At 70.3% G+C, this 24,400-nt stretch carries 25 protein-coding genes; 14 read left to right on the top strand and 11 right to left on the bottom strand.

Annotation, left to right across the window (positions count from 1 at the left end):
• The first annotated feature begins 66 nt into the window (after positions 1-66).
• Positions 67-1,653, top strand: coding sequence for a glycosyltransferase 87 family protein (locus IEY61_RS20450; RefSeq protein WP_189046730.1), 1,587 nt, complete (start codon positions 67-69; stop codon positions 1,651-1,653).
• Positions 1,654-1,665: 12 nt separating this feature from the next.
• Here IEY61_RS20450 and IEY61_RS20445 read toward each other — a convergent pair whose 3' ends face one another.
• Positions 1,666-1,836: a hypothetical protein gene (locus IEY61_RS20445; RefSeq protein WP_189046728.1), complete on the bottom strand. Its 171-nt coding sequence runs from the start codon at positions 1,834-1,836 to the stop codon at positions 1,666-1,668.
• A 213-nt stretch (positions 1,837-2,049) separates the two neighbouring features.
• Between IEY61_RS20445 and IEY61_RS20440 the strand changes: the two genes are divergently transcribed.
• On the top strand, positions 2,050-2,622 hold the full coding sequence (locus tag IEY61_RS20440) for an STAS domain-containing protein (protein ID WP_189046726.1): 573 nt from the start codon (positions 2,050-2,052) through the stop codon (positions 2,620-2,622).
• A gap of 99 nt (positions 2,623-2,721) precedes the next feature.
• On the opposite strand, the gene IEY61_RS20435 is transcribed toward IEY61_RS20440, so the two are convergent.
• Positions 2,722-3,021: a BON domain-containing protein gene (locus IEY61_RS20435; RefSeq protein WP_189046844.1), complete on the bottom strand. Its 300-nt coding sequence runs from the start codon at positions 3,019-3,021 to the stop codon at positions 2,722-2,724.
• 150 nt (positions 3,022-3,171) lie between these two features.
• Positions 3,172-4,806 carry a glucose-6-phosphate isomerase gene (gene pgi / locus IEY61_RS20430; protein WP_189046724.1) on the bottom strand — a complete coding sequence of 545 codons (1,635 nt, stop codon included), beginning with the start codon at positions 4,804-4,806 and terminating at the stop codon, positions 3,172-3,174.
• A 181-nt stretch (positions 4,807-4,987) separates the two neighbouring features.
• Between pgi and IEY61_RS20425 the strand changes: the two genes are divergently transcribed.
• Positions 4,988-6,487 (top strand): glucose-6-phosphate dehydrogenase, encoded by a 1,500-nt coding sequence (locus IEY61_RS20425; RefSeq protein WP_373293188.1) that lies wholly within the window; start codon positions 4,988-4,990, stop codon positions 6,485-6,487.
• A gap of 251 nt (positions 6,488-6,738) precedes the next feature.
• Here the strand turns inward: IEY61_RS20425 and IEY61_RS20420 are convergent, their stop codons facing one another.
• A complete protein-coding gene (locus IEY61_RS20420) occupies positions 6,739-8,178 on the bottom strand; it encodes a cellulase family glycosylhydrolase (RefSeq protein ID WP_189046719.1) in 1,440 nt (479 codons plus the stop codon).
• Between the two features lie 291 nt (positions 8,179-8,469).
• On the opposite strand from IEY61_RS20420, the gene IEY61_RS20415 reads away from it, so the two are divergent.
• Positions 8,470-9,360 (top strand): hypothetical protein, encoded by an 891-nt coding sequence (locus tag IEY61_RS20415; protein WP_189046718.1) that lies wholly within the window; start codon positions 8,470-8,472, stop codon positions 9,358-9,360.
• Between the two features lie 109 nt (positions 9,361-9,469).
• Here IEY61_RS20415 and IEY61_RS20410 read toward each other — a convergent pair whose 3' ends face one another.
• Positions 9,470-10,201 (bottom strand): hypothetical protein, encoded by a 732-nt coding sequence (locus IEY61_RS20410; protein WP_189046716.1) that lies wholly within the window; start codon positions 10,199-10,201, stop codon positions 9,470-9,472.
• Positions 10,202-10,298: 97 nt separating this feature from the next.
• Here IEY61_RS20410 and IEY61_RS20405 point away from each other — a divergent pair, with 97 nt between their 5' ends.
• Positions 10,299-10,856, top strand: a complete 558-nt coding sequence (locus IEY61_RS20405) for a hypothetical protein (protein ID WP_189046714.1) — start codon at positions 10,299-10,301, stop codon at positions 10,854-10,856.
• 186 nt (positions 10,857-11,042) lie between these two features.
• On the opposite strand, the gene IEY61_RS20400 is transcribed toward IEY61_RS20405, so the two are convergent.
• Positions 11,043-11,735, bottom strand: a complete 693-nt coding sequence (locus tag IEY61_RS20400; RefSeq protein WP_229706185.1) for an HD domain-containing protein — start codon at positions 11,733-11,735, stop codon at positions 11,043-11,045.
• Between the two features lie 288 nt (positions 11,736-12,023).
• Between IEY61_RS20400 and IEY61_RS20395 the strand changes: the two genes are divergently transcribed.
• Entirely contained in the window at positions 12,024-12,971 is a 948-nt protein-coding gene (locus tag IEY61_RS20395; RefSeq protein ID WP_189046710.1) for a DUF559 domain-containing protein, read from the top strand.
• A gap of 197 nt (positions 12,972-13,168) precedes the next feature.
• On the top strand, positions 13,169-13,735 hold the full coding sequence (locus IEY61_RS20390; RefSeq protein ID WP_229706174.1) for a hypothetical protein: 567 nt from the start codon (positions 13,169-13,171) through the stop codon (positions 13,733-13,735).
• A gap of 7 nt (positions 13,736-13,742) precedes the next feature.
• Here IEY61_RS20390 and IEY61_RS20385 read toward each other — a convergent pair whose 3' ends face one another.
• Both IEY61_RS20385 and IEY61_RS20380 read right to left on the bottom strand, forming a co-directional pair.
• On the bottom strand, positions 13,743-14,027 hold the full coding sequence (locus IEY61_RS20385) for a hypothetical protein (protein WP_229706171.1): 285 nt from the start codon (positions 14,025-14,027) through the stop codon (positions 13,743-13,745).
• Entirely contained in the window at positions 14,024-14,302 is a 279-nt protein-coding gene (locus IEY61_RS20380; RefSeq protein WP_229706170.1) for a DivIVA domain-containing protein, read from the bottom strand. The genes IEY61_RS20385 and IEY61_RS20380 overlap by 4 nt, the downstream gene beginning before the upstream one ends.
• 302 nt (positions 14,303-14,604) lie before the next feature.
• On the opposite strand from IEY61_RS20380, the gene IEY61_RS20375 reads away from it, so the two are divergent.
• Genes IEY61_RS20375 through IEY61_RS20365 form a run of 3 tightly spaced genes read left to right on the top strand, consistent with a single transcriptional unit; the run spans position 14,605 to position 16,531 of the window.
• Positions 14,605-14,844 carry a winged helix-turn-helix domain-containing protein gene (locus tag IEY61_RS20375; RefSeq protein ID WP_189046708.1) on the top strand — a complete coding sequence of 80 codons (240 nt, stop codon included), beginning with the start codon at positions 14,605-14,607 and terminating at the stop codon, positions 14,842-14,844.
• A 47-nt stretch (positions 14,845-14,891) separates the two neighbouring features.
• Complete coding sequence (locus IEY61_RS20370) at positions 14,892-15,986, top strand: helix-turn-helix domain-containing protein (protein ID WP_189046706.1); 1,095 nt, start codon at positions 14,892-14,894, stop codon at positions 15,984-15,986.
• On the top strand, positions 15,983-16,531 hold the full coding sequence (locus tag IEY61_RS20365) for a PIN domain-containing protein (protein ID WP_189046704.1): 549 nt from the start codon (positions 15,983-15,985) through the stop codon (positions 16,529-16,531). Before IEY61_RS20370 ends, IEY61_RS20365 begins: the two co-directional genes overlap by 4 nt.
• 430 nt (positions 16,532-16,961) lie before the next feature.
• Here IEY61_RS20365 and IEY61_RS20360 read toward each other — a convergent pair whose 3' ends face one another.
• The gene (locus tag IEY61_RS20360) at positions 16,962-17,153 is read right to left on the bottom strand and encodes a hypothetical protein (protein ID WP_189046702.1); all 192 of its coding nucleotides are present in this window, start codon (positions 17,151-17,153) and stop codon (positions 16,962-16,964) included.
• 128 nt (positions 17,154-17,281) lie between these two features.
• On the opposite strand from IEY61_RS20360, the gene IEY61_RS20355 reads away from it, so the two are divergent.
• Genes IEY61_RS20355 through IEY61_RS20340 form a run of 4 tightly spaced genes read left to right on the top strand, consistent with a single transcriptional unit; the run spans position 17,282 to position 19,638 of the window.
• Entirely contained in the window at positions 17,282-17,719 is a 438-nt protein-coding gene (locus IEY61_RS20355; protein WP_189046700.1) for a YbaB/EbfC family nucleoid-associated protein, read from the top strand.
• A complete protein-coding gene (locus IEY61_RS20350; RefSeq protein ID WP_189046698.1) occupies positions 17,709-18,026 on the top strand; it encodes a type VII secretion target in 318 nt (105 codons plus the stop codon). Before IEY61_RS20355 ends, IEY61_RS20350 begins: the two co-directional genes overlap by 11 nt.
• Positions 18,023-19,264, top strand: coding sequence for a WXG100 family type VII secretion target (locus IEY61_RS20345; protein ID WP_189046696.1), 1,242 nt, complete (start codon positions 18,023-18,025; stop codon positions 19,262-19,264). Before IEY61_RS20350 ends, IEY61_RS20345 begins: the two co-directional genes overlap by 4 nt.
• Positions 19,261-19,638 (top strand): hypothetical protein, encoded by a 378-nt coding sequence (locus IEY61_RS20340; RefSeq protein WP_229706168.1) that lies wholly within the window; start codon positions 19,261-19,263, stop codon positions 19,636-19,638. The genes IEY61_RS20345 and IEY61_RS20340 overlap by 4 nt, the downstream gene beginning before the upstream one ends.
• Before the next feature lie 85 nt (positions 19,639-19,723).
• On the opposite strand, the gene IEY61_RS20335 is transcribed toward IEY61_RS20340, so the two are convergent.
• Both IEY61_RS20335 and IEY61_RS20330 read right to left on the bottom strand, forming a co-directional pair.
• Positions 19,724-22,531: an AAA domain-containing protein gene (locus tag IEY61_RS20335; RefSeq protein ID WP_189046694.1), complete on the bottom strand. Its 2,808-nt coding sequence runs from the start codon at positions 22,529-22,531 to the stop codon at positions 19,724-19,726.
• Positions 22,532-22,705: 174 nt separating this feature from the next.
• Positions 22,706-24,256: a pectate lyase family protein gene (locus IEY61_RS20330; RefSeq protein ID WP_189046692.1), complete on the bottom strand. Its 1,551-nt coding sequence runs from the start codon at positions 24,254-24,256 to the stop codon at positions 22,706-22,708.
• Positions 24,257-24,400 lie beyond the last annotated feature (144 nt).

Genomic DNA, 24,400 nt, shown 5'->3' with positions numbered 1-24,400 from the left:
ACCCGGGTGAGAACGTCGGCGGCGGCCGGGACGACGGGAACGACGACAATTTTCTATCCTTGGTCCATGCGGGATCGTCGGGTGGCGCTGCTGTGGGCCGGGTTCGCGGTGGCCGCCCTGGTGTCGGTCGCGCTCGTCCTACGGCGCCCGGACCGCCTGTCCGACCTGCACATCTATCACGGTGCGCTGGCCGACCTGCGCGCCGGGCGTCCGCTCTACGGGTACGTGGCGGCCAACGGCGGTCCCTTCACCTATCCGCCGTTCGCCGCCCTCGTGCTCTGGCCGATCACCACCGTCGCGCTCGGCGTGGTCGAAGCGGTCTGGTTGGCGGCGACCTGCGCGGCGGTGGTCGCCCTGGCCGTGCCGGTCGGTCGCGCACTGGGGACCGGGCGTGCCGGCCAGCCGATGCCGGCGGTGGCGGTGCTGCTCATGCTCTCCGCGCCGGTGCAGAGCAACCTGCGTTTCGGCCAGGTGAGCATCTTCCTCGTGCTCCTGGCGTTGCTCGACGGCATGGGCCGGCCGTCGCGGGTCCGCGGTGTGCTGGTCGGGGTGGCCGCGGCGATCAAACTCACCCCGTTGCTGTTCGTGGTCTACTTCCTGGTCTGCGGCCGGTACCGCGACGCCGCCCGCGCGGCGGCCACGTTCGTCGCGTGCGGCGCGCTCGCCCTCGCGATCCTGCCCGGGGAGAGCCTGACCTACTGGGCGGGCACCGTGACCGAGACCTCCCGGATCGGCAACCTGGCGTCGCTGGGCAACCAGTCCGTGCACGGGATGCTGCTCCGCCTCGGCCTGCCCGACGACGCCCTGCCACTGGTCTGGGCGGCGCTGGTGGTCGTCGTCTGTGCGGTGGCACTGTTCCGGGCCCGGCAACTGGCCGGGCAGGGGCGACCCGGGCACGCCGTGGTGCTCGTCGGCTGCGCCACCGTGGCCGCGTCTCCGGTGTCCTGGACGCATCACCAGGTCTGGCCGGTCTTGGCCGCGATGCTGCTGATCGGTGCGGCGGGCGTGACCCGGCGGCTGGCCGGCGCCGCGCTGCTGACCAGCATGCTGCTCTCCCTGGGCGTGGTGCTGGGACCGGTGTCGATGCGGCCCGGCGTGCAGTTCCTCTTCGAGAACGCCCGTACGCTCGGGGTGTGCCTGCTGTGCCTGGCGGGCTTCGGTGCGGTCGCGGTCGCCGTCCGTCCCGCCCGTCGGGCCGCCCTCCGGCGGGCCTGGCTGCGGGTGGGCGTCGCGGCCGCCGGCATCCTTGCGTTCTTCGCCGTACAGCCACTGCCCGCCGGCGCCGATCCCACCTTCAAGGCGTACGGGCCGGAGGAGGTCGCCAACCCGCGCTACTTCTTCGTCTGTCGCAGTCCCGCGGAGTGCGCCGACTTCGGCACCGGCGCTCCGGTCACCTTCGACACCCGCACCGAGAAGACCAAGGTACGGGTCAACGGCGTGGTCTCCGCCCAGGTGGACCGACTCGAATACCACTCCGCCCCCGGCGGTCCGCCGCGCAGCATCCCGCTGCTGGCCACCTACCCGGGCGTCCGGACGTTCTCGTTCCGGTCGGCGACCATGACCCACGGACGGTTGGTCGCCTACGCCGCCGACGGGCGCGAACTCGCCACCTACGACGACGAACTGGCCGCCGCCCTCGCCCGGCGCGGCTGAACCAGCCGCAGGCTAACGTTCGTCACCGACGATGTCGGTCTCGCCGTCGTGGGTGAACCGCGCCGGCGGATGCTCGTCGGGCTGTGGCGCCTGCGCGAGGTTGTGGTGCGGGTCGCCGTCGGGAGAGAACAGCACGGGATCGGTCTTTCTGCTCTTCTCGCGATCTTCCTCCGGCTCGGTCACCGACCCGCTCCTCACCTCGTGGCCACTGCTCTCGACGCTACGGGCGGGCCCACCACGGCGTACCCGCCCGGCGCCCGCGACCACCCGATCGGGTGCGTCGAACCGGGGTCGCGAAAATCGATTCGTCACCTAATCGTCATATGTCCGCGTGGTCCCCGCTACCTGACCCGTGCAGGGTGGGTGGCCGACCGATTGACGCGGAAGGAGCACGCCATGGCCGTCGTCCTGGAGGATCACCTGGTCACCCTGACCTGTGACAGCTGCGGTGACACCGTCGCCGGCCCCCGCGTGCCGTCCGACAGTGAGGTGGCCTGGGCCCTGATCTCCGAGCACGGCTGGAGCGGCTCCCCGCTCGCCGCCGGACCGCACCGGTGCACCCACTGCACCCGGCTCGGGCCGGCAGGTGGCGGCGTGCCCGGCGGCATCCTCGGCATCGAGCACGTTGGCGACGTCACCGTGGTGACCGTCGCCGGCGACGTGGACCTCGACACCGGTGACACCCTTCGGCAGGCGCTGCGGCACGCCGCCGACATGGGTGGTCACGTTCTCGTCGACCTGGGCCGCACCGACCTGATCGACTCCACCGCCCTCGGGCTGCTCGCCCGCGCACACCGCCTCGCCGCCGAGCGTGGCAGGCGGCTGTGCGTCGTGACGATCTCGCCGCTGATCCGGCAGGTCCTCAAGGTCACCCGCCTGGCCGAGGTCTTCTGCGTCGCCGACGACCGGACCGCCGCGCTCGCCCTGCTGGAAGCCGGCCCGCCGAGCGTCGGCGACGCCGCCTCCTGAGCCACGCCGCCTCCTGAGCCACGCCGGTGGCGGCTCGCCGGTGGGTGCTGTCCGGCCCGCCCGCGACACCGGTGCCGGGTGGCGTGGGCGGGCCGGAGATCAGCGGCGACCGCGCCGGTGACCGGCCAGCCGCAGAGCGTTGCAGACGTCCACCACGCCCTCGACATCCCAGGCCAGCTCGCCGGCGGCTCGCCGGGTCTCGGCCCCGGCGACCAGGCCGGTGAGGATCACCACGCGGTTCTGCACCATGACCGTGATCTGCTGCCGGCGGGTCGTCCAGTCGGCGCTCAGCCGCTGGGCGACCAGCGCGGCGAGGCGGACATCCTCGTCATGGTCCTGCGGGTTGTCCCAGAGAGCACGGAAGGAGTGGTCGTCGGGCATGGGCCAGGGCCACGGCATCACCACAGCGATCTCCTTCGTCGTCGATGCCGGCGACCAGACGCGCCGTTCCGATCGACCACCACCTTGCGCACCAACCTTGGAGTCGACCGCACGGTTGGATGACAGTTGCATGACAGATCGCCGTTGCCTGCCGTCCGCGTCGGGCCGCTAGTCCCGCCGGCGCTCGGCTCGGTAGCGGCGGATCAGGGCGGCGGTGGAGGAGTCGAGGTCCGCCAGCTCGGCCCGGTCGCCGGTGAGCAGCGGCGCGAGCTGGTTGGCCATCACCTTGCCCAGTTCGACGCCCCACTGGTCGAACGGGTTGATGTCCCAGATCGCGCCCTCGGTGAGCACGATGTGCTCGTAGAGGGCGACCAACTGACCGAGGGTGGCCGGGGTCAGCCGGTCGGCGACGATCGTGGTGCTGGGGTGGTTGCCCGCCATCACCCGGTGCGGCACGAGCGCCGCCGGGGTGCCCTCCGCCGCGACCTGTTCGGCGGTGCGGCCGAAGGCCAGCGCGGCGGTCTGGGCGAAGAAGTTGGACATGAACAGGTCGTGCATGTCGCCGATGTCGTGGTTGGGCTCGGTGAACCCGATGAAGTCCGCCGGCACCAGCCGGGTGCCCTGGTGCAGCAGCTGGTAGAAGGCGTGCTGACCGTTGGTGCCGGGTTCGCCCCAGAAGATCTCCCCGGTGTCGTACGACACCGCCTGCCCGCCGGTACGCACCGACTTGCCGTTGCTCTCCATGGTCAGCTGTTGCAGGTACGCGGGGAACCGGTGCAGGTACTGCGAGTACGGCAACACCGCGTGGGTCTGCGCACCGAGGAAGTTGGTGTACCAGATGTTGAGCAGCCCGAGCAGCACCGGCGCGTTGCGGGCCGGCGGCGCGGTGCGGAAGTGCTCGTCGACGGCGTGGTAACCGGCGAGCAGCTCGTCGAAGCGGGCCGGCCCGATGGCGAGCAGCACCGACAGGCCCACCGCGGAGGGCAGCGAATACCGGCCGCCGACCCAGTCCCAGAAGCCGAACATGTTCGCCGGGTCGATGCCGAAGTCGCTCACCCGCGGCGCGTTGGTGCTGACCGCGACGAAGTGCTTGGCCACCGCCTCCTCGCCGGCGTCGAGCCCGGCCAGCAGCCAGCGCCGGGCCTGGTGGGCGTTGGCCAGGGTCTCCTGGGTGGAGAAGGTCTTGGACACCACCACGAACAGGGTGCTCGCCGGGTCCAGGTCCGCGGTGGTGTCGTGGATGTCGGTGGGGTCGATGTTCGACACGAAGCGGCAACTGATGCCGCCGTCGCGGTACGCCTTCAGGGCCTCGTACGCCATCACCGGCCCCAGGTCGGAGCCGCCGATGCCGATGTTGACCACGGTGCGGATCCGCTCGCCGGTGTGCCCGCGCCACTGCCCTGCGCGCACCTGCTCGGCGAACTCGGCCATCCGCTGCCGTACGGCGTGCACGTCGGCCACCACGTCCTGGCCGTCCACCCTCAGCGCGGCGTCGCGGGGCAGCCGCAGCGCGGTGTGCAGCACGGCCCGGTCCTCGGTGCCGTTGATGTGGCTGCCGGCGAACATCGCGGCGATCCGCTCGGTGAGCCCGACCCGCTCGGCCAGCGCGGTCAGCAACCCGAGGGTCTCGTCGGTGACCAGGTTCTTGCTGTAGTCGACGTACAGGTCGGCCACCTCGACGGTCAACCGTTCGCCCCGGGCGGGGTCGCCGGCGAACAGGTCACGCAGATGCGTCGCGCGGATCTCGTCGGCGTGCTTGCGTAGGGCCTGCCACTCCTCGGTGGTGGTGACGTCCGCAGCCATCGGATCGATCGTCTCCTCGCAGGGTCGGCGCGTCGCCGGCCTCGTTGCGCCGGCGGGGGTACGACCAGCCTGCCACACGAAGATCGCGGCGCGAGCCGGACGCGGCGGACCGATCACGCTGGGCATGCGCGTCGCCGGGGCCAGTTTCCGGCCGCCGACCGTTACCCGGCATGGTGGAGGCATGACGACGTCGGTACCCCGCGCCCCCTCAGCCGCCCCCGCGAGTTCCGTCACCACCGCCCCGGCCTCCGCCCCCGCGAGTTCCGTCACCACCGCCCCCGCGAGTTTTGTCACCACCGCACCCATGCGACAGACGTTGCTGGTGCTCGGCGCCAGCGGCGACCTGACCGGGCGGCTGCTGCTGCCCGGACTGGGCGCGTTGCTGGCCACCGGCGCGGTCCCCGGCCTGCGGCTGGTTGGCAGCGGCATGGACGCCTGGGATGACGAGCGCTGGCGCCGCCGGGTGGCCGACTCCTTCGCCACGGTGGGCGCCGACGGCGCGGGCGAGTCCGAGGTCATCCGGGCCAGCCGGTACGTGCGCGCCGACGTGACCAGCGAGGAGGGCCTGCGGCGGCTGCTGGCCGGCTGCACCGGACCACTGGTGATCTTCTTCGCGCTGCCGCCGATGGTGGCCGCCCGCGCGGCGGCGATGCTGGCCCGCATCGGTGTGCCGCCCGGCACCCGGCTGATGCTGGAGAAGCCGTTCGGCGTCGACCGGATCTCGGCCCACTCGCTGAACAACCTGCTGGCCACCCTGGTGCCGGAGGAGCAGGTCCACCGCATCGACCACTTCCTCGGCAAGTCCACGGTGCTGAACCTGCTCGGCCTGCGGTTCGCCAACCGGATCATCGAGCCGGTGCTCAACTCCGCGCATGTGGCCTGTGTGGACATCGTCTTCGACGAGACCCTCGGGCTGGAGGGCCGGGCCGGCTACTACGACGGTGCCGGCGCGCTGATCGACATGGTGCAGAGCCATATGCTCCAGGTGCTCGCCCTGCTCGCGATGGATCCGCCGCCGAGCGTGAGCGCGCAGGAACTGCGGGGCCGCACGGCGCAGGTGCTGCGGGCCGCCCGGCTCTGGGACGACGACCCGGTGGCGGCCAGTCGGCGGGCCCGCTACACGGCGGGCGAGATCGACGGACGCCGGCTGCCGAACTACGCCGACGAGCCGGGGGTGGATCCGGCCCGCGGCACGGAGACCCTCGCCGAGATCGTGCTCACCGTGGACACCTGGCGGTGGGCGGGGGTGCCGTTCCGGCTGCGGTCCGGCAAGGCCATGTCGGCGGTACGCAAGGAGGCCATCATCACCTTCAAGCAGCCGGAACGGGTGCCGGACGGGCTCACCGGCTACGAACGCCCCGACCGGCTGCGGATCGGGTTCGGCCCGGACTGCCTCGGCCTCGACCTCAACATCAACGGCCCTGGCAATCCCTTCGACCTGGATCGGGTCCGCCTGACGGCCGACTTCGGTCCCGGTGAACTGCCGGCGTACGGCGAGGTGCTGCGCGGCGCCTTCGAGGCGGACCCGACGCTGTCGGTGCGGGGTGATGTGGCCGAGGAGTGCTGGCGCATCGTCGAGCCGGTGCTGGCCGCCTGGCGGGCGGACGAGGTGCCCCTGGGGGAGTACCCGGCCGGTTCCGGCGGGCCCGTCGACTCGCTGCTCGGTCCGGTACCGGAGTAGATCCGCCCTTCACCCCTGGTGACAGCGCAGTCTCTTCCGGCTATCGTGCTGATGCTGGCTTCCCGGCCCGACGGGATCCATCATGGATGGCGACCGATGTCGTTGCGGCGCAACGGCACCGGGTGAAAGTTGGGTGGCTACCCGCCCCGGCCGCCCGGCCACCAGGCTCCCCACTGGTGGCCGGGCGGTCCTCTTGCCACGGCGGCCCCGGCGCGTGTGCGTCGGGGCCGCCTCGGGTGGTGGTGGCAGGCTCAGCTGGTCGGGAAGTTGTCCGGGGTGCGGATCCGCTCCCGCATGAAGGCGCCGGAGGTGGTGAGCACGGAGGTGCCGGTGTAGTTGCTGCCGTTACAGGTGCCGGGCCGCAGCGCGGCGCTGCCCTCGGCCTTGTCGGAGAACGTCCAGTTCGCGTAGCCGATCTTCAGCCGGTCCAGCAGATCCAACCACTGGGTGCTGCTGGCCAGGTCGGCCGCGCCGTCACCGGTGTAGTCCACCGTGCCGAACTCGGTGACGAACAGCGGCAGCCGGGCCGCGGCCCGCTCCACCTCGGCCCGGTAGTTGTCCCGGTGCGACGCGGCGTAGAAGTGGAACGCGTACATGATGTTGCTGGCGTTCACCGGGTTGTTGACGATCTCGGTGCTGTTGCCGCCCTCCGAGATGCCCAGCGAGGACCAGGCCCGGGTGCCGACGATGATGACCGCGTCCGGGTCGTTGGCCCGGATCACCGGGATGACCTGCTCGGCGTAGTTCTTGATGGTCGACCAGCTCACCCCGTTGGGCTCGTTGGTGATCTCGTAGATCACGTTGTTCTTCGCCGCGTGCCGGGCGGAGACGGTGGCGAAGAAGGTCTTGGCCCGCTCCAGGTTGTGCATCGGATCGCCCGGGGTCAGCGTGTGGAAGTCGACCATCGCGTACATGCCGCGGCGGGTGGCCTCCTCGACGAGGTTGTTGACCCGGTTGGTGAAGCCGGTCGGGTCGGTCTCGTAACCCTGCTCCTGCACGTACATGGCGATGCGGAACAGGTCCGCCCGCCAGTCGGTGGCCAGTGCGTCGAGCGAGGCGCTGTTGTAGCAGTTGCCGAACCACTGGATGCCGTGGCTGCTCATCCCGCGCAGCTGGATCGGTCGGCCGTACCGGTTGCACAGGTTGACCCCACAGACCCGCAGCTGTCCGTTGATGGCCACCGGGGTCTGTCCGCCGGGCGGTGGCGTCGTGGGCGGGGGAGTGCTCGGCGGGGGAGTCGTCGGTGCCGGCGTGGTGGGACCGGTCGAGCCGGTGCAGACCGTGCCGTTGAGGGTGAACGAGGTCGGTGACGGGTTGGCGCCGGTGAAACTGCCGTTGAAGCCGATGTTGGTGCTGGCACCGGTGCCGAGCGAGCCGTTCCAGCTCAGGTTCTGTGCCGTCACGGCTCTGCCGCTCTGGCTCCACGTCGCCGACCAGCCCTGGGTGACGCGCTGGCCACCGTCCGGGAAGGAGAATCCGAGCGTCCAACTGCTGACCGCGTCGCCCAGGTTGGTGATGGTCACGCTCGCGGTGAATCCGCCGGACCAACTGTTCGTCGTGTAGGTCACGGAGCAGCCGGTCGCGGCCATCGCGCTGGTGGTGGGCAGGGATGCCAGCGTGCCGAGGGTCAGCGCACCGATGGTGCCGGCCGTGACCAACAGGCGCCGGGTGCGGCGCGGGGGATGCTTCATGCTGGACCGTCGCATTCTGCTCGTGGGTGGGTACGGCAGCTCCGACAAGATCGTCACGGAACTCGCCGGGAGCGCTCCCACGGCAGCCTACGATGCGGCGAAACAATCACGCAATATTTCGATGCGTCGAAGTGTTGGGGAAGCCCGACGCCCACCGTGCCGGACTTCGTCACCAAGCGTGTCCATCCTGCGGAACGCCGCTGGTGGAGCGCCCGCCCTGGTTTGCCCGGCTCACTACCCTGGCTGTGATCATGTGCCAGTGAACCTCTCGACTTCGACAAAGGGCAACACATGAGTGACAGTCACCCTCCGTACGGAGGGCAGCCGGATCCGAACGCCGCGTGGGGCACGCCGCCCGGCTCTCCGGTTGGTCAACCGCTTCCGCCCGGCTCTCCGATCGGTCAGCCCGGATACCCGTCGGCCTTCGGCGCGCCGCCATCCCCGCCGCCGTACGGCGCCCCACCGCAGAAATCCTCGAAGACCGGGCTCTGGCTCGGCATGGGTATCGGCGCCGCCCTCATGGCGGTGCTGGTCGCCTGCGGTGGCACCATCGGCTTCTTCATGTTCGCCGACGAGGACGAGCCGTCTGTCGCCACCGGCGCGACCGGCTCGCCCACCGAGAGCGGCGCGCCCTCCCCGGGGGAAAGCGGCGCCCCCTCGGCCGCGCCGCCGACCGGCGAGCAGCTCAACAACAACGCGATCACCGCCCGCAACTCCAGCGACATGTCGGCGGTGTGCGAGGGCAGCCCGATCCTCAACGCCGCCCCGTACTCCACCGCGAAGGGCGCCAAGGTCTACACCTTCGCCAACTCCCCGGAGCGCCCGGAGTCCTGGACGAGCAAGTCGGTCGGCTTCGACAAGCCGTACTACGCCCGGACGAATGACTGGGCCTCGGTCTCCATCGTCGCCTGCCTCGCCTTCGAGGTGGGCAGCGAGGGTGAGGCGCGCAAGTGCGAGTACGACAGTTCCGGCAAGAAGGCCACCGTCGACTATGTCTCCGCGCGCTACACGCTGACCTTCTACGCCGCCAAGACCGGCGAGAAGATCGGCGACGGTGGACGGATCAACGCCCCGGCGGTCCGTTGCCCGGGCTTCATCTCCTACAACAAGGAGACCATGAAGGCGTACGCCCAGCCGGACAGCGCCGCCCTCGAGCTCGCCCTGGAGAAGTACACCTCCTGAGCTGAGGCGCTCAGCGTGCTCCTGAGCTGAGGCGTTCAGCGCGGCGGGGCGGGACCGATGTCCCGCCCCGCCGCTGTCCGACCCGGTGTCGGCGCAGACCGCCGTGCCGTCAGGCGCCGGAGGCGAGCTCGCTGAAGTCGAGGACCTCGTCCTCGGCCGGCTTCTTGATCTCCGGGAACGACTTCCCGAACCCGCCGATCACCACCTCGCCGTCGGACGACTCGATGAGCAGCGGGTACGGCTCGCCCGTCGTTGCCACGTACAACGTGCCCTTGTCCTTCTCGTCGACCAGCCCGATGGCCGGCCCGGCGTCGATCTCCTTGACCTCGCCCTTGGTGACGGCCCCGTCGGGCTTGAGCATCTTTCCGGTGTCGGCGAGGTCGAAGAGGCCCTTGAAGTTGTCGTCGTCCTTACCGACCTTGACCCACCGGTCACCGATCAGCTTGGCCACTCCGGCGCCCTCCGAGCCGCCGACCTGCTTCCAGAATGCGGCGTCGGCCTTGAAGTAGGGCTGGCCGCCCACCAGCAGCAGCTCGAAGGAACTCTTCCCCATGCCAATGGTGCCGGCCAGATCGTCGCCGGCGATCCGGAGGTCCATGGACATCTTCTCGCCGTCCTCCACCGCCTCGCCCGTGATCTGGTAGGAGCCCGCCTTCTTCAGGGCGTCGGTCGCCGCGGCCAGGATCTCCTCCGCCGTCAGGTCCGCGACCCCGTTGCCGGCGGGCGCGGTGCTGGACGGAGCGGACGTGGGCGCCGCCGCACCGCCGCCGTTACCGCCCCCGCAGCCGGCGAGCAGCACGACCGCGACCGCGGCGGGCGCGAGTACGCGCGCAAAACGCATGATGAATTCCCTTCTCATAGGTGCCCCAAGGGTAGGGACCCCCTGCACCCCGACCGGCCGCCGGGTCGGCTTGCCGGCGACTGGCAGTCTGTGCGCCATGGGGAGTCTCCTCGCGCAGATGCCGGCCCTGCTCGGTGTGCTGGTCGGCACCGCCGGCACGATCGTCGCAACCTCCCTCGCCGACCGGGCACGGTGGCGCCGACGCCAGACGGTGCGGTGGGACGAGCGGCGCCTGGACGCGTACGCCGAATTCGCCCGCGTGCTCAAGGAGGCGCACACGATCGCCAGCCGGACGATCGGCGGCTACCTCGACCGGAACCAGGAACTGGCCGCGCTGGCCGAGGCCGACCTACGGCACACGATCGCCTGGGAGAACGTCCTGCTGCTCGGAGACGGGCCGACGGTGGCCGCCGCGCGGGCGTGGCGCGACGCGGTCTGGGAGGTCGAGCGCCTCGCCCGCGCAGCGGCGACCGGCGACGAACTGCCCGACCTGCTGCACCGCGCCAACGAGGCCCGGGACGCTTTCTACCGCGCGGCGCGCGACAGCCTCGGCGTCGGGGGCGGATCGGTGGCGCAGGCCGCCCTGTTGATGAGCCGCCTGAACAAGGGAACCGCCCCGGCGGGCAGACCCACCGACGAACACCACCCGACCTGACAGCCCAGCCTGGGCTCGGGCGAGGCGCGGAGCTGGTCTCGCCTCGGTCCGGTCCGGTCTGGGGTCGGCTCGGGTTAGGCGGTGCGTGGGCCAGGCTCGGGTCGGGCGGTGCGCGGACCGGGCTCGGGTCGGGCCAGGCTCGGGTCGGGCTCGGCTCGGGCCAGGCTCGGGTCGGGCTCGGCCCTGTCAGGCGGGTTGGTCGAGGATGGCGCTGAAGCGTTCCTCGGCCAGGTCGAGCTGGTCGAGGATGTGCTGTCGCACCGGCGCGGACAGCGGAGTGTCGACGCGGGTGACCAGGTCCCGGAAGATCGGGACCAGCGGGCGGTACTTGCGGGCCGACGACTCGACCTTCGGGCCCACGGAGTGGATCACGCCCACGCCGTTGTCGGTGAAGTCGGAGACCTTGATGACCCGCGCCCATGGTTCCCGGTCGAGGCTGGTGGCGACGTGTTCGTGGTACTGCTCGTGGCGGTCGCGCGCCGGATCCCAGGGCGGGTTGGTGACCGCCGCCACCAGACGTGCCACCCGTTCACCGAACCGGTCGGCGAGCACCGCCAACGCCGCAGCGGTCGGGTCGGGCGCGCAGGGGTCGCCGGCCAGTTCGGCGGGATGGTCCTCGACCGCGTCGTGCAACAGCCCGGCGACGATCACGTCGACGTCGCGTACCTGGTAGTGGTGCATCATCCGGATCGCCACCCGGAGCAGATGGTTGAGGTACGGCTCCCGCGAGCGCCGGTCCGCGTGGTGCAGCGCGGCCGCCAATTCCAGCGCCGCACCCAACCGGCGCCGCCCCTCGGCGTCGAACGCCTCGCTCTCCAGCCGGAACCGCTCCCGCAGCCCGACCTCGCCATACATCTCGGTGATCGCATGCATCGGCATGCTGGCCAGATAAGACGGCAACCCCACCCACCCCTTATACCCCACGCCCACCCCCACCCGAGGCCCCGCTGTCCGCCACCCGTCGCGCGTCCTGGACCACAGCTCTCATGATCGTTGACGTCGGGGCGACTCGACACGCCGGTAATCGGGCAGCCAGGGCGTCAGCGATCAGGGCTCGCCATAGCAGATGGCGACGGGGAATGGGGGTTTTCCACAACAGGGTGGGTGTCCACAGGGCCGGGCGCGTGTGGTTGCGGGACGATGGGGTGGGGCGACACGGTCGACGGCGTGAATCCGGTGCTTCGCGAGTTGGTGGAACGCGGCGGCGGGCTGGTGACCCGTGTGGCGGCTGAGCAAATGGTACCGGCGTGGACGGTGCAGCGGGCGTGCGGCGACGGCGACCTGGTGCGTGTGCTGCCCGGCGTGTTGGTGGCGGCGCACCTGCTGGACGGCCGACGGAGCGACCTTCCGGCCATCACCCGACTCGACCCCAGCATGGGTCACCGCGCGGTGTGCGCCTGGGCGCAGGGATGCGGTGCGCTCAGCCACCTCAGCGCCCTCGACGTGTGGGGATTGCGCCGGCACGTTGCGGGGCAACCGCTGCACCTGAGCGCACCAGCCGAGGCGGGCCTGCGCAGCCGGCCGGGGATCGTCGTACATCGCCGCCTCGGCTTCGTGCTCGAGCCTCCGCAGGTGGTGGCGCGGCGAGGGCTCCCGGTTTCCCATCTCGATCAGACCCTCGTCGACTCGTGGCCACTACTTCCGCTCGACGAGCGGCCAGCGCCGGTCGTCCGGGCGGTCAACGACCGGATGACGACCCCTGACCGGCTGCGGACGGCGTTACAGAGCGTGCCGAAGCTAACCGGTCGAGCAGTCCTCCGGACACTGCTGACCCGGCTCGCCGAGGGCTGCCGCAGCCCGCTGGAGATCTGGGGGCACGAGCAGGTCTTCACCGGCCCCGGAATGCCCCCGTTCCGCCGCCAGGCCCGGGTGTGCGTCGGGCCGCGCACCATGTACCTCGATCTTCTCGCCGAGCCGGAACGGGTCAACATCGAACTCGACGGCGCCACCACTCACGGCACCCTGCGTGAGCGGGAGATCGACCTGCGTCGGGATGCGCTGCTGGCGACCGTCGGCATCCTCGTGGTCCGCTTCGCCCACCGCCGCCTGGTATACGAGCCCGAGGAGGTACGTCGGGAAACACTGGCCATCCTCGCCCACCGACGCACCACCTGAGGCTGACACCACGACAACCTTGCGGCCCATGATCGTTGACGTCACGGCGACTCGACACGCCGGGAATTCTGCAGCCCAACCGCCAACGATCGCTCACCACAGCACGCTTTCGCCTGGGCCGTCCACCGGGTCGGCAAGCGATGACGCGGCCGTACCCTCCACTGGAGACAGCGAGGCGTGCCCGAATGGAGGCAGTGGTGACGCAGCAGCGTGGGTACTGGCGGGAAGGCGGGGAGCGGATCAGTGCTCAGGAAGCATGGGACGTCTGGGCAGGGTATGCCTACGACGTTCTGACCGAGGTGGCCCAGACGTATCACGCGACGATCACCTACGGTGAGCTCCGCGACAGACTCTTTGCTGCTTCTGGAATTCGCACATCGGCCCTGCTGCAAAACTGGGTCGGAGAGGTGCTCAACCGAGTGATCCACGAGTCACTCCGTCGCGGTCACCCGCCGCTGTCGGCGCTCGTCGTCCGAATGGAGGACGGGATGGTGGGCGGGGGGTACAACGAGGTGCTCCGGATCATCGGCGAGCCGCTGGCGGAAGACGAGATGGCGCGGGAGGAGCACGCTGCCGGCTCCCGGCTGGCCTGCTACCGCCACTTCGGGGCATCGCTACCTTCAGATGGTGGGGTGCCCGCGCTGGCGCCGAAACTACAGGCGACCATCCAGCGCCGTCGCGCCCAGGCCCCGCCGCCCCGCCGGCCGGTCTGCTCCACCTGTTTCGTCCAACTTCCCGTGAGCGGCAGGTGTGACTCCTGCTGACCCGATGTCAGCAATCGCGGCGAGCGTGGGTCCTGGTGGTGCGTCTCTGCGGTGGCTGTAGCGGTGGAAGCGCTGTTGGGCGGAGGCCGGCGAGCTGGACGTAGATCTCGCGTTTGCCGATCGCATCGCCGCGGCGGTTCAACACGTAGCCGGTCAGCCAGATCCAGCCGTGGTACGTCGGCCGGTCGGACACCGACACCACGCGGAAGGTGAGCGCGCGGTCCCCGGCGAACTGCACTGAGGCGTTGCGGTCGACGATCAGCAGGTCGCCGGGGGAGGGGCGTGCGCTCACCAGTGGCCGGAGTTGCGCGGTGGGCACTCGCGGGCGTGCATGGCCTGCCAGTCACGCAGCGCCCGCTTGAGCCGCTCGTTCTCCTCGGCGAGCTGGCGAACCTGTTTGTGCAGATCGGCCAGCTCGTCGGCGACCAGTGCCTGGAACTGGCGTACCTCATCGGGGTCGACGCCGCGCCGACGCGGCGCGAACGTGCGGGTCCGGGCCTCGTGCGGGGTCAGCCGGGCCGGGTGGCCGGTCCCGTAGAGGTGGCCACCTCGGTACACCTGGGCCACGTCGATCCTTTCCGGTCCAGCCGGGAGTGGATGGAAGGGCGGGCCGTGCGTGGCCGGCGTCCGCACGGCCCGCCCGCTCTGCCGCCGCAGCTTTAATCAGCGGTACGACCACAGAGCAGTCCGATCGGTCGGGACGGGCACACACACCCGCCCCGACCAGGGGAATGCCTCCTGACTCCTTGTTGCCACGCAAGGGAAGAGGCAACGACCAACTTAGCTGCCCCAGTCACCCGAGTCAAACGGTGAGTTGTTGTGGAGTGTCGTTGCGTGATCGAATTGGCGTGCCACGCAAGGGGAAGGTCATGCCGATCACCGCCGACTACATCCGCATCGCCGACGAGATCACCGCCGACATCAGAGCCAACAAGCTCAAGCCGGACGACAAGCTGCCCTCGATCACGCAGCTCGCCGCGAAGTACAAGGTCAGTCCGTCGACGGTCAAGCAGGTCTACGTGCGCCTGGAAGCCCTCCGGGTGATCTGGCGACACCAGGGCAAGGGTGTCTTCGTGAACGACCCGAAGCTCTGGATGCGCGAACCCTGATCTGCGTGTGCGCATGCAGCTGGCGTTGAGTGTGCGATTATCTCACCATGGGTGATGCCTTGGACTGGCCTCTCGTTGGCGAGCAGGTGCGACAGGCCCGCCTGTCATTGGGGCTCTCGCAGCAGGATCTCGCGGCGATGGTCGGGCTCGACCGCACCATGCTGGCCAAGGTCGAGGCCGGCACCCGTCGGCTGGACGGCTTGGAGCTCTCCCGGCTGTCCCGCGCGCTCAAGGTGTCGATGGAGTACCTGGTTCGGCCGCGGCCGGCAGTGCTTTCGCGGCGCGCGGCACCTTTGACCGAGGAGACCGACACCGAGGCGGCCCGAGCGTCGGAGCGCCTGGAGATCGCCTTGGTCGAGTGGCTGCGTAACGTGCAGCAGTTGCGGGAACTCGGTGTGCTGCATGCCCGTCCGCTGCTTCGGTACCCGCAGGCCGTGACTTCCGAGGCGGATGCCCGTCAGGCCGCCGGCTGGTTGCGGCAGCGGTTCGGGCTCGGTGACGAACCGATCGCCAGCATGGTGGACGTCTGCGAACGTGCCGGTCAGTGGGTCCTGGCCACTGATCTGCCGGGCGATGGCGCATCACTCGTCGATGGGGATCTGGCTGTTGCGGTCGTGAGCACCACGGGCGACCCCGGTCGCCGTCGGGCTACCGCCGCACACGAACTGGGCCACCTGGTCATCGGCGATGAGTACTCGGCTGATCTTGGCGTGAGCGCCTCCCGAGCGGAGCGGGAGGCGACCGTCGACGCATTCGCGGCGGAGCTGCTGCTACCCGTGCAGGCGATTGCCGTCGCCCAGACTGACGGGCCGGCGACTCGTGACCGCATCATCGGCTACGCGGCCCGATACCGTACCTCCTGGTTGTTGGCCTTGCGGCAGGCCGAGCAGGCCGGGGTGATCGATGCGGCGACCCGCAGATCCTGGAGCCAGGTCCGACCCACGCACGCGGAGTTCATGGAGGCGCTCGGTTGGGCGCCGCAACCGGACCTCGCATCGGTGCGGGTGCCGCCGGCATACGCGCACGCCGTGATGGAAGCGTGGCGAACTCACCGGATCACCAGCGGCAGGGCCGTGGAGTTGATGCATGGCCAGATCACCGAGGCGGACCTACCAGAGGACGACCTGGAGATCGCACCGTGAGCCTGCCAGCGCAGACGTCCTCCGTCCTGGTGCTCGACACGATGGTCCTCAGTCACTTCACCCTCGCGGAACGGCTGGACGTCCTGCGGGATCTGCTGATCGACGCTGACTGCTGGACGACCCGGGTGGTCCTGGAGGAACTGCGGGCAGGGTCACCCGCTCATCCCGAAGTAACCGCCGCCTCCGAGACGGGTTGGCTGCACATCGCCCAACTCGACACGCTCGATGAAATCCGATGCTTCACGAAGTGGGCCGTACGGATCGGCTCAGGCGAGCGTGACGTTGGGGAAGCATCCGTCCTCGCGGCTGCGGAATTGCGTAGCGGGATCGCCATCACGGATGACCGGAGCGCTACTCAGGTTGCCCGTAGCCATGGGGCTCGCGTCCACGGCTCCATCTGGCTTCTGGCCGGCGCATGTCGTGAGGGTAAGCAGACCGAGGCCGCCGCCGGCAACGTCATCGATGCCTTGCGGGCGACGGGAGCTCGCCTTCCCTGTGCCGGTGGCGAGTTCCCGGCCTTCGCTCGTAAGCACAAGCTTTTGTAGCCACCACCCGACGGACTTCTCAGCCGAAGTGGAGGACCATTGCTCGCCCGCGGCACGGCTAGAGTCTTCGGGACGTCGACTGGAGGCTGCTCTTGGCGGACTTGCAGAAGCAGGTCAAGAACCTGGAGAAGGACCTGCGGGACCAGGCCGAGTCGGTCGAGGAGGTCCACACCAAGTGGTGGCGAGTGCAACCGTGCCGTCAGGGTCGAGCGTATCGACGTTGCCAAGATCATCAATCCGACCAGGTAATGAAGGAGTAGTCTGTCGATATGCCCTCCGGCTGACCACTGGTCCGGACCCGCTCCTAAGCCGGAGGCGGCCCTCGCGGGCCGCTTCCTAACGAGCGCAGCCTCGAAGCAAGTCTGGTGCTACGGGAGGCAGGATGTCAGGGCGATCTCCCAGGTACCGCATTGCGCGGGCCTATTGCGATTCAGACCTTGACAAGGTCCGATGCGGCTTTGAGTAACGCTTCCGTCTCGGCGTGGCCGCTTCGGGTGGCCCATTCGCGGGGCGACAGCCCGCTGCCGTGGTCTCCACAGGCTCGGCGTGCCACGCCGATGCGGGTGGCGATGCCGCGCAGGTCGGGCAGTTCCTGGCAACGGACGGCGACGGTCGCCGGCATCGGCACCACTGTTACCGCTCTGGTCAGGGTGGCCGTGACCTACCTCTCGGGATAGCCGAGATGCGACACATGGCTAGGTTCGAGCGGTGCCGGTGGATATCGTGGCTCGCCGTGGGGGAACGACTGTGATGGATGCTTCGTTCGACGGGGCGGCGGACGCGGCCGAGGAATGGACGCATGCCTGGGCGGCGTCCGTATCGGAGCGGGCCGAGCAGGCGCAGGCGATGTCGCAGCGGATCGCTCAGCTGTCGGTCTCGGCCACCGGCGCTGATGGGGCGGTGCGGGTGACGGTGGCTGGCTCGGGAGTGGTCACCGACCTGCGGGTTGGCGATCGGTTGTCGAGCTGGTCCGGGGCGAGGGTCGCGGCGGAGATCATGACGACGATGCGTCGGGCCCAGGGCCGCCTCGCCGGGGCGGTGGCTGAGATTGCCGCCCAGACCGTCGGCGCCGGCTCCGAGACCGCCCGTGCTGTGGTGACGAGCTACGCCGAGCGTTTTCCCGAGGTGGACGACGACCACGAAGAGGGGCTGCGCAGCGATTTCCGGCGGCAGCGCGATGGTTGGTGAGCCGGGCTTCGACGTTGACAGCCGGGCACTGCGCCAGCACGCCGGCAGTGTCGACGGGGTCGCCGAAATGGTCGATCAGTGCCGTCGGGCAGCCGGATCGGTGCAACTGGGCCGGCATGCGTACGGTCGACTCTGCCAGCTCATCCCCAGCCTGCTGGACCCGGTACAGCAGGCCACCACCAACGCGTTGCACGAGGCTACCGACGCGTTGCGCCGTACGGCGGACGATGTGCAGGCCAGCGCGATCCGGTACGAGAGCGGCGATCAGGATGTGGCGGCTCTCTTCGGTTCCGGTGCCGGTCGATGAGCCAGCCTGCCAATCCGCTGATCGCCTCCCGCCAGGACAGCACCACCGCGCTCAGCGGCATCTACATCGCCGAGGACATCGACGGCCTGCTGGCAAGCTTCGCCGGAGGCGGATGGATCGACACGGCGATCGGTGGATTCGCCGTCTCCATGGACGCCCTCGCCTTTGTCACCGACCCGCTGGGTCAGCTCGTCGCCTGGGGCGTCGGCTGGCTGATCGAGCATGTCAAACCGCTCTCCGAGGCGCTCGACGAGTTGGCTGGCGATCCCGATCAGATCGCCGCGTACGCCCAGACCTGGCGTAACGTGACCGGCGCGATCGGGGAGTCTCGCGTCACGCTCGGCGACGCCGTGAGCCGGCAGATCGCTGGCTGGAAGGGTGCGGCTTCCGACGCCTATCGCCGGCACAGCCAGGAGCACCAGGCCGTACTGGATGCCCTCGCCCGAGCCAGCAACGCCATGTCCGAGATCACCGCCGGCGCCGGGCTACTCGTCGCCATGGTCCGCGAACTCGTCCGTGATCTTATCGCCGAGTTCGTCTCCGTGCTGGCCGTACGCCTGTGGGTGTGGCTTGCCGAAGCCGGCGTCACGCTGGGGGTGGCAACGCCCTGGGTCGTCACCCAGGTCACCACCCTTGCCGCCAAGTGGGTGGCGCGCATCACCCGGCTGCTGCACGGACTCGTCAGCAGCCTGCGTCGGCTGGCACCGATCCTGCGACGTCTCGGCGAACTCATCGCGGAGTTGCAGACCGTTCTCCGCCGTCTCGGCGACCGTGCCTCGGCACCGCCGCCAGCGCCGACCCGCGACACACACCTGCTGCACTCGGATGCCGATCCGCTCCGGAAGTGGGGCGCGGCCCGCGACACCCATCCGGAACAGTGGGACGCGGCCATCCTCCAGGCTCGCGAGCTGGGTGTCGAGATCACCTTCCGCGAGGGCGGGCTCGCGTACGGGCCCAGTCCGTCGCCGGGGCAGCCGGGGCACCTGATCCTCGACCCGGATGCCTCGTACGGCGCGTTGCTGCACGAGATGCAGCACCTCCGAGAGGATCAGGCTGCGGGCTGGGTCGGGATGAGAGGCTGGTTCGAAGACCCCGTGGTGCGCTACGAGAACGAGGTACGCGCCTACCAACAGGAGATCAGTTATGCGGAGTCCATCGGTGACCAGGACTCCGTCGAGCACCTGAACTGGTTGATCCGCGAAGAGTACGCGAAGATCTTTGGAGAAGATCCGCCATGAGTGTGCCCCACCCGCCGAACATCACGCCACCGCCGGTGCAACAGATGCGCAACGAGGAGTTGGCGGAGCTGGCCAGCAGCGGTGGGCCGTACCGGGGCAAGGCCGTTTTCGAACTGGTCGACCGGGCCAAGGCGGACGACGGCGCGGCAAGCAGGCTGGGGGAGTTGAGCAGGCTCACCGCGCTGCGCGGGGACCGCGTGTTCCACTCGGTCTCGCTCGCCTGGGCCGCCATCATCGGGCTGCTGGCAGCGGAAACGCCGCACGCGCGGGCCGTCGCCTACTCCGCGTTCGCGGGGCTGCCCGCGCCTGAGCAGGCCGACTTCCTGGCCTACGTCAAGGCTGATCGCGTCGAGGATGCGCACCCACGCCTATGACATTGCGTCCTCGGGGTGCGCAATGGCACCGAGCAAGCGACAGGCCGTTCTCAAAGCCGCGCTGAAGCAGCCGGTGAGGATTCGCCTATCTCTGAGGAAGTGCGTCGCTGGTGATCCGGGCGGCAAGGTCCAGGGCGGCCCGGATCGGGTCGCCGGTCCAGTGGCTGGCGAACACGTCGTACATGCGCCAGCCGGCGCGGGCGAGCGTACGCTGCCGCTCCACGTGCGCCGCCACGCCCTCCGGGTGCACACCGCAGATCACCCCGACCGCCTCCGCGCCGTCGCCGACGCACAGGTCGAGCTTCCACCGGCCGACCGGATAGCCGGCCCGGACCGGCAGCCCGAGCCGCTCGAGTTCGGCGGCGAGGGCGCGGATCCACGGGTCCGCTGCCCGGTTGCCCGACTCGGATGGGCTGGGCAGCGGCTGCTCGGCGTAACGAAGGTAGTCGCCGAGGATGCCCTCGGGCGAGCGCAGCGAGGTGACCACCGTGAGGCGCTTCCTGGCCCGGGTGATCAGGACGTTGAACAGGTTCGGCTCGGCCAGGAACCGGTGCCGCGACGGCGGATCGTCGTCGACCAGTCCGAGGGAGGCGATCACCAGGTCCGCCTCACTGCCCTGGAACGCGTGCACCGTTCCGGATCGCAGGCCCAGCCGTTCGATCTCGCTGACGTCGTACGTGGACAGCAAGGCCGCCTCGATCGCGTCCGCCTGCGCCCGGAACGGGCTGATCACCGCGATCCCGCCCTCGGGTGGCCGATCCGCCAGCGTCCCGATCAGGTCGAGCACCGCGTCCACCTCTGCCTGGTTGACGCCGTTGACCACGGTGGCCTCGGCGACCGTCAGCACGTCGATGGCGTCGGTCCGCTCGTTGCCGGGGTGCCGGGTGACCAGTTCCAGTCTGCCGCCGTAGAACCGCTGGGCGGAGAAGCCGATCAGATGCGGGGCGGACCGGTAGTGCTCACCGAGCCAGGTGACCGGTGCGGCGCCGGCCGCCAGGTCGAAGGCGCTGGCCCGCCGTACGTCGAGTCGGTCCGCGACCCGGTCCAGACCGTGTCGGTGCAGCGCGGCGGCCACCTCGACGTCGGAGACGAAGGAGACGAACCGCAACTGCCGGGGATCGCCGGCGACCAACGCTCGGCGGGCCCGGGCCAGCACCGGGGCGGCCCGCAGCTGATCGACGTGCGCCGCCTCGTCCAGCACCACCAGGTCGAACATGCCGGCGACCGGCGGCAGCAGGTCCTCGACGTCGGCGACCGTGCCCACCCACAGGGGCAACGCGCGCACCAGGGCTTCGGCGTCCAGCCCGGCGAGCAGTTCCCGGCGGCGGTTGCGTCCGGCACGCAGGGCGGTGCCCAGCCCGTTGGCGGCTCGTCGGGCGTCCCCGGTCCACCGCCGGGCGCTGGTGGCCTGGTGGCGCAGCGCCGCACCGACCGCGTCGGCGAGCGCGGCGTCCGCCTCGGCCAGCGCCGACCAGGCGGCCGTCAGCTCGGTGCCGCCGAGTGCGGGTAACCGCGCGGCAGCGCGGACCGCCGCCGCGGCGTCCACTGCGGCCATCAACCGCTGCACGGGTACGTCAGGGCCGGCGCCGGTCAGCCGTCGGAGCCGACGGGAGGCGTACGTCCGCCGTAGCCGCTGCCACCAGCGGTCGCCGTCCTGGTTCGCGCCGGTCAGGGCGGCCCGGATCTCGGCGAGGTCGGCGTCCGGGTCGAACACGGCCGGGGCGTCGTGATTCAGGGCGGGTAGCAGCGGCTGCCAGCCGGGCAGGCTGGTGGCGCGTCGCTCCTGCTCCAGCGCTGCGGTGATGCCGGATCGGATCGCGGCGGCCCGGTCTCCGGCAGCCGCCACGGCGTCGGCGTCGCGGCGCAGTTGCGCGTCGGCCACCCCGACGGCGCTGCCGCCGGCCAGTTCGGTGGCGACCGCTTCGCGTCGTTCGGCGTCGCCGAAGAGCACCGGAGGAGGCCCGGGATAGCGGCGTAGCAGCTCGCCCAACACCTCCGCGGCGTGTACCGACTGTGTCGCCACCAGCACCGATCCGCCCCGGTCCACCACGTCCAACGCGGCGGCGACGAGGGCGTGGCTCTTGCCGTTGCCCGGTGCACCGGAGACCACCACCACCGGTTCGGTGCGGGTCCGCCGGATCACGTTGCGCTGCGCGGTGTTCAGTGGCAGTGGCGACAGAACGTCATCCTGACCGGCTTCAGCGCCGTTGGGCCGGCTGGCGTCGGCCCCGCCGCCGGTGGTGTCGGGTGGGCCGAGGTAGAGCCTGCTCAGTGCGGTGTCCGCCAGTCCGGGCCGGCCGGCCCAGTTCAGCAGGGTGTCGCGGAGCCGACCGGCGAACACGTCCCGGGTCACGAAGATCGCGGCGGCGGTCACGCCGGTGAGCGTCTCGTCGTCGATGCTGCGCGGAGGTGTCGCGACGACCGAGGTCACCTTCAGCCCAGCGGCCTGCGCCGCCGCGGTCAGCCAGGCGGTGGTGCCCGGTGCCGTCAGCCATCCGGGTCCGGCCAGCCCGGGTGCGGCCTCCAGCCGGGCCGCGAGGTCGCGGTCCTCGATCAGCGAGGTCAGTTCGAGGTCACCGGCGGGTAGCACGCGGTAACCGCGCAGCCCGCGCTCCAGACGTACCGGCTGGGCCAGCAGCGGCAACCGGATCCGCCGGCGTGCGCCCTCCACGTCTGCCGTACCGACCAGGAAGGCCAGGCCACGGCGGAGCACGCGCTCATCGCGGTGCAGTGTGTCCAGCGCGGCCAGGCGGTCCAGCCGGGCGGTGCGCGGACCCCGGTGCGGCTCCGGCAGCCAGACCAGTGGTCGGCCGGTCCCGGACACGTCGAAGACCCGCTCGGCTCCGGCCGGAGCCAGGTCGGCGAGCGCGGTGAGGATGGTCGCGGCGTGCATCGCCCGCAGATTCTGCCGTACGCCGTCGAACCGAACGGCTGGCAGCAGGGGGCGAGGGCCGTGGGTCTGACGGCCCTCGCCCGATGGATCATCGGTACGGAAGGGGGCGGCGGTCAGGGCGGGGGCTCGACGATCCGTCGTTCGCCGCGGCCGGGTGCCGGCTGACCGGCGCTGTTATCCGGCGTACGTCTCGAATTCGGCGATCCGAGGGGTGCCGGACGAGCTGGTGATGTCGAAGGTGATCTTGCGCAGGGATACCGCGGGGAAGGTGATGACGCCGGCCGTGCTGCCGGAGGCCAGGACGGCGCCGGTGTCGTGGTTGAGCAGCCGCCAGGAGCGGACGTTGCCGACCGCGCCGGACGCCTCACGGAGGTTGACCCGGGAGACCCTGGTGTTGCTGTCCCACTTGATCGAGATCTGTCCGGTCGCGCCGCTCGGCGACCAGGCGGTGTTCATGTTGCCGTCCCGCACGTCGCCGTAGCTGGTGCCGCTGGCCTTGCTGGAGCCGTCGGAGCCGGCGCCGATGCTGAGGTTGGTCCCGCTCGGCGGCGACGTCGGCCCCGGCGTCGGGCTCGTCGGCCCAGGCCCGGGCGTGGTGGGCCCCGTCGTCGGGCTGGTCGGCGTACAGCTGCCGTTCGACGTCCGGATGCCCTTGTTGGCGCCGGCGGTCTGGCTGACGACGCTCGGCACGCAACTGGCCGCGTCGAGGCTGTAGGCGTACGGGATGCTGACGCTGGTGTTGGAGGTCGGGTTGGGGCCGGCGGGGTTGTTCTCACTGCTGCGGCTGGACCAGGTCACGTTGTCGAAGGTGTTGCCGCTGACCTGCCAGTAGCCGGCCTGGTTGGTGTAGAAGGTGCCCAGCACGTCCTTGGAGTTGCGGAAGTAGTTGTTGTCCACCTTCGCCCGGCCGCCGGCCCGGGAGTTGATGCCGGACTCCCGGATGTTCACGTAGTGATTGTTGTAGATGTGGGCCGTGCCGCCGCGCAGCAGGGGCACCCGGGAGTCGAGGTTCTCGTACAGGTTGTGGTGGAAGGTGATGAAGCCGTTCGACAGGTCGCTCTCGCTGGACCCGATCAGGCCGCCACGCCCGGAGTTGCGCATGATGCTGTAGGACAGCGTCACGTACTGGGTGTTGTTCTTCATGTCGAAGAGGCCGTCGAAGCCCTCCGACTCCCCGCCCGAAGCCTCCAGGGTGACGTGGTCGACCCAGACGTTGCGGACGTTGGCCTCCATGCCGATGGCGTCGCCGCCGTTGGAGGTGGGCGAGCCCGACTTCTTGACGTTTCGGACGGTCACGTTCTGGATGACGATGTTGCTGGCCTCGCGGATGTGGATGCCGATCTGGTCGAAGACCGCCCCGTTGCCGACCCCGAAGATCGTGACGTTGCTGATCTGCTTGAGTTCGATCACGTCGGCGGCGGTGTTGCAACTCGAACCGGAGACCTTGGTGGTGTTGCCGTGGTTGATGGTTCCCTCGACCTGGATGATGATCGGGGTGCTGCTGCTCGCCCGGTTGCACAGGGCCGCGTGGATCTGGGTACCGGTGGTGGCGCGTACCGTCTGCCCGCCGGTGCCGCCGGTGGTGCCACCGTTGCGGCTGGCGAAGCCGGTGGCGCTGCCGACGGCCGCCGACGCCTGGGGCGTCGTGACGGCGACGCAGACCGCCGCCCCCATTCCTGCCGTGGCCAGTGCCGCCAGGAGCCGTAGCGTGACTGGTCGTCTCATCCTCGTCTCACCTCGTCCTAGTACGGCAGCCGCCAATTGCTAGCTGACCAGGGCGTAGTCGCGGTTCAGCCGTGTGCGTTGGTGGAACCAGCGGGCGCGGGCCTGGTGGCGGCGTCGCCAGTTGAGCCAGTGCGTGTCGTGGCC

It is taken from the genome of Micromonospora sonchi (assembly GCF_014646235.1).
Taxonomy (GTDB): domain Bacteria; phylum Actinomycetota; class Actinomycetes; order Mycobacteriales; family Micromonosporaceae; genus Micromonospora; species Micromonospora sonchi.
Note: the sequence above shows the minus strand (reverse complement) of the source record. Positions and strands in the feature narration are given on the sequence as shown.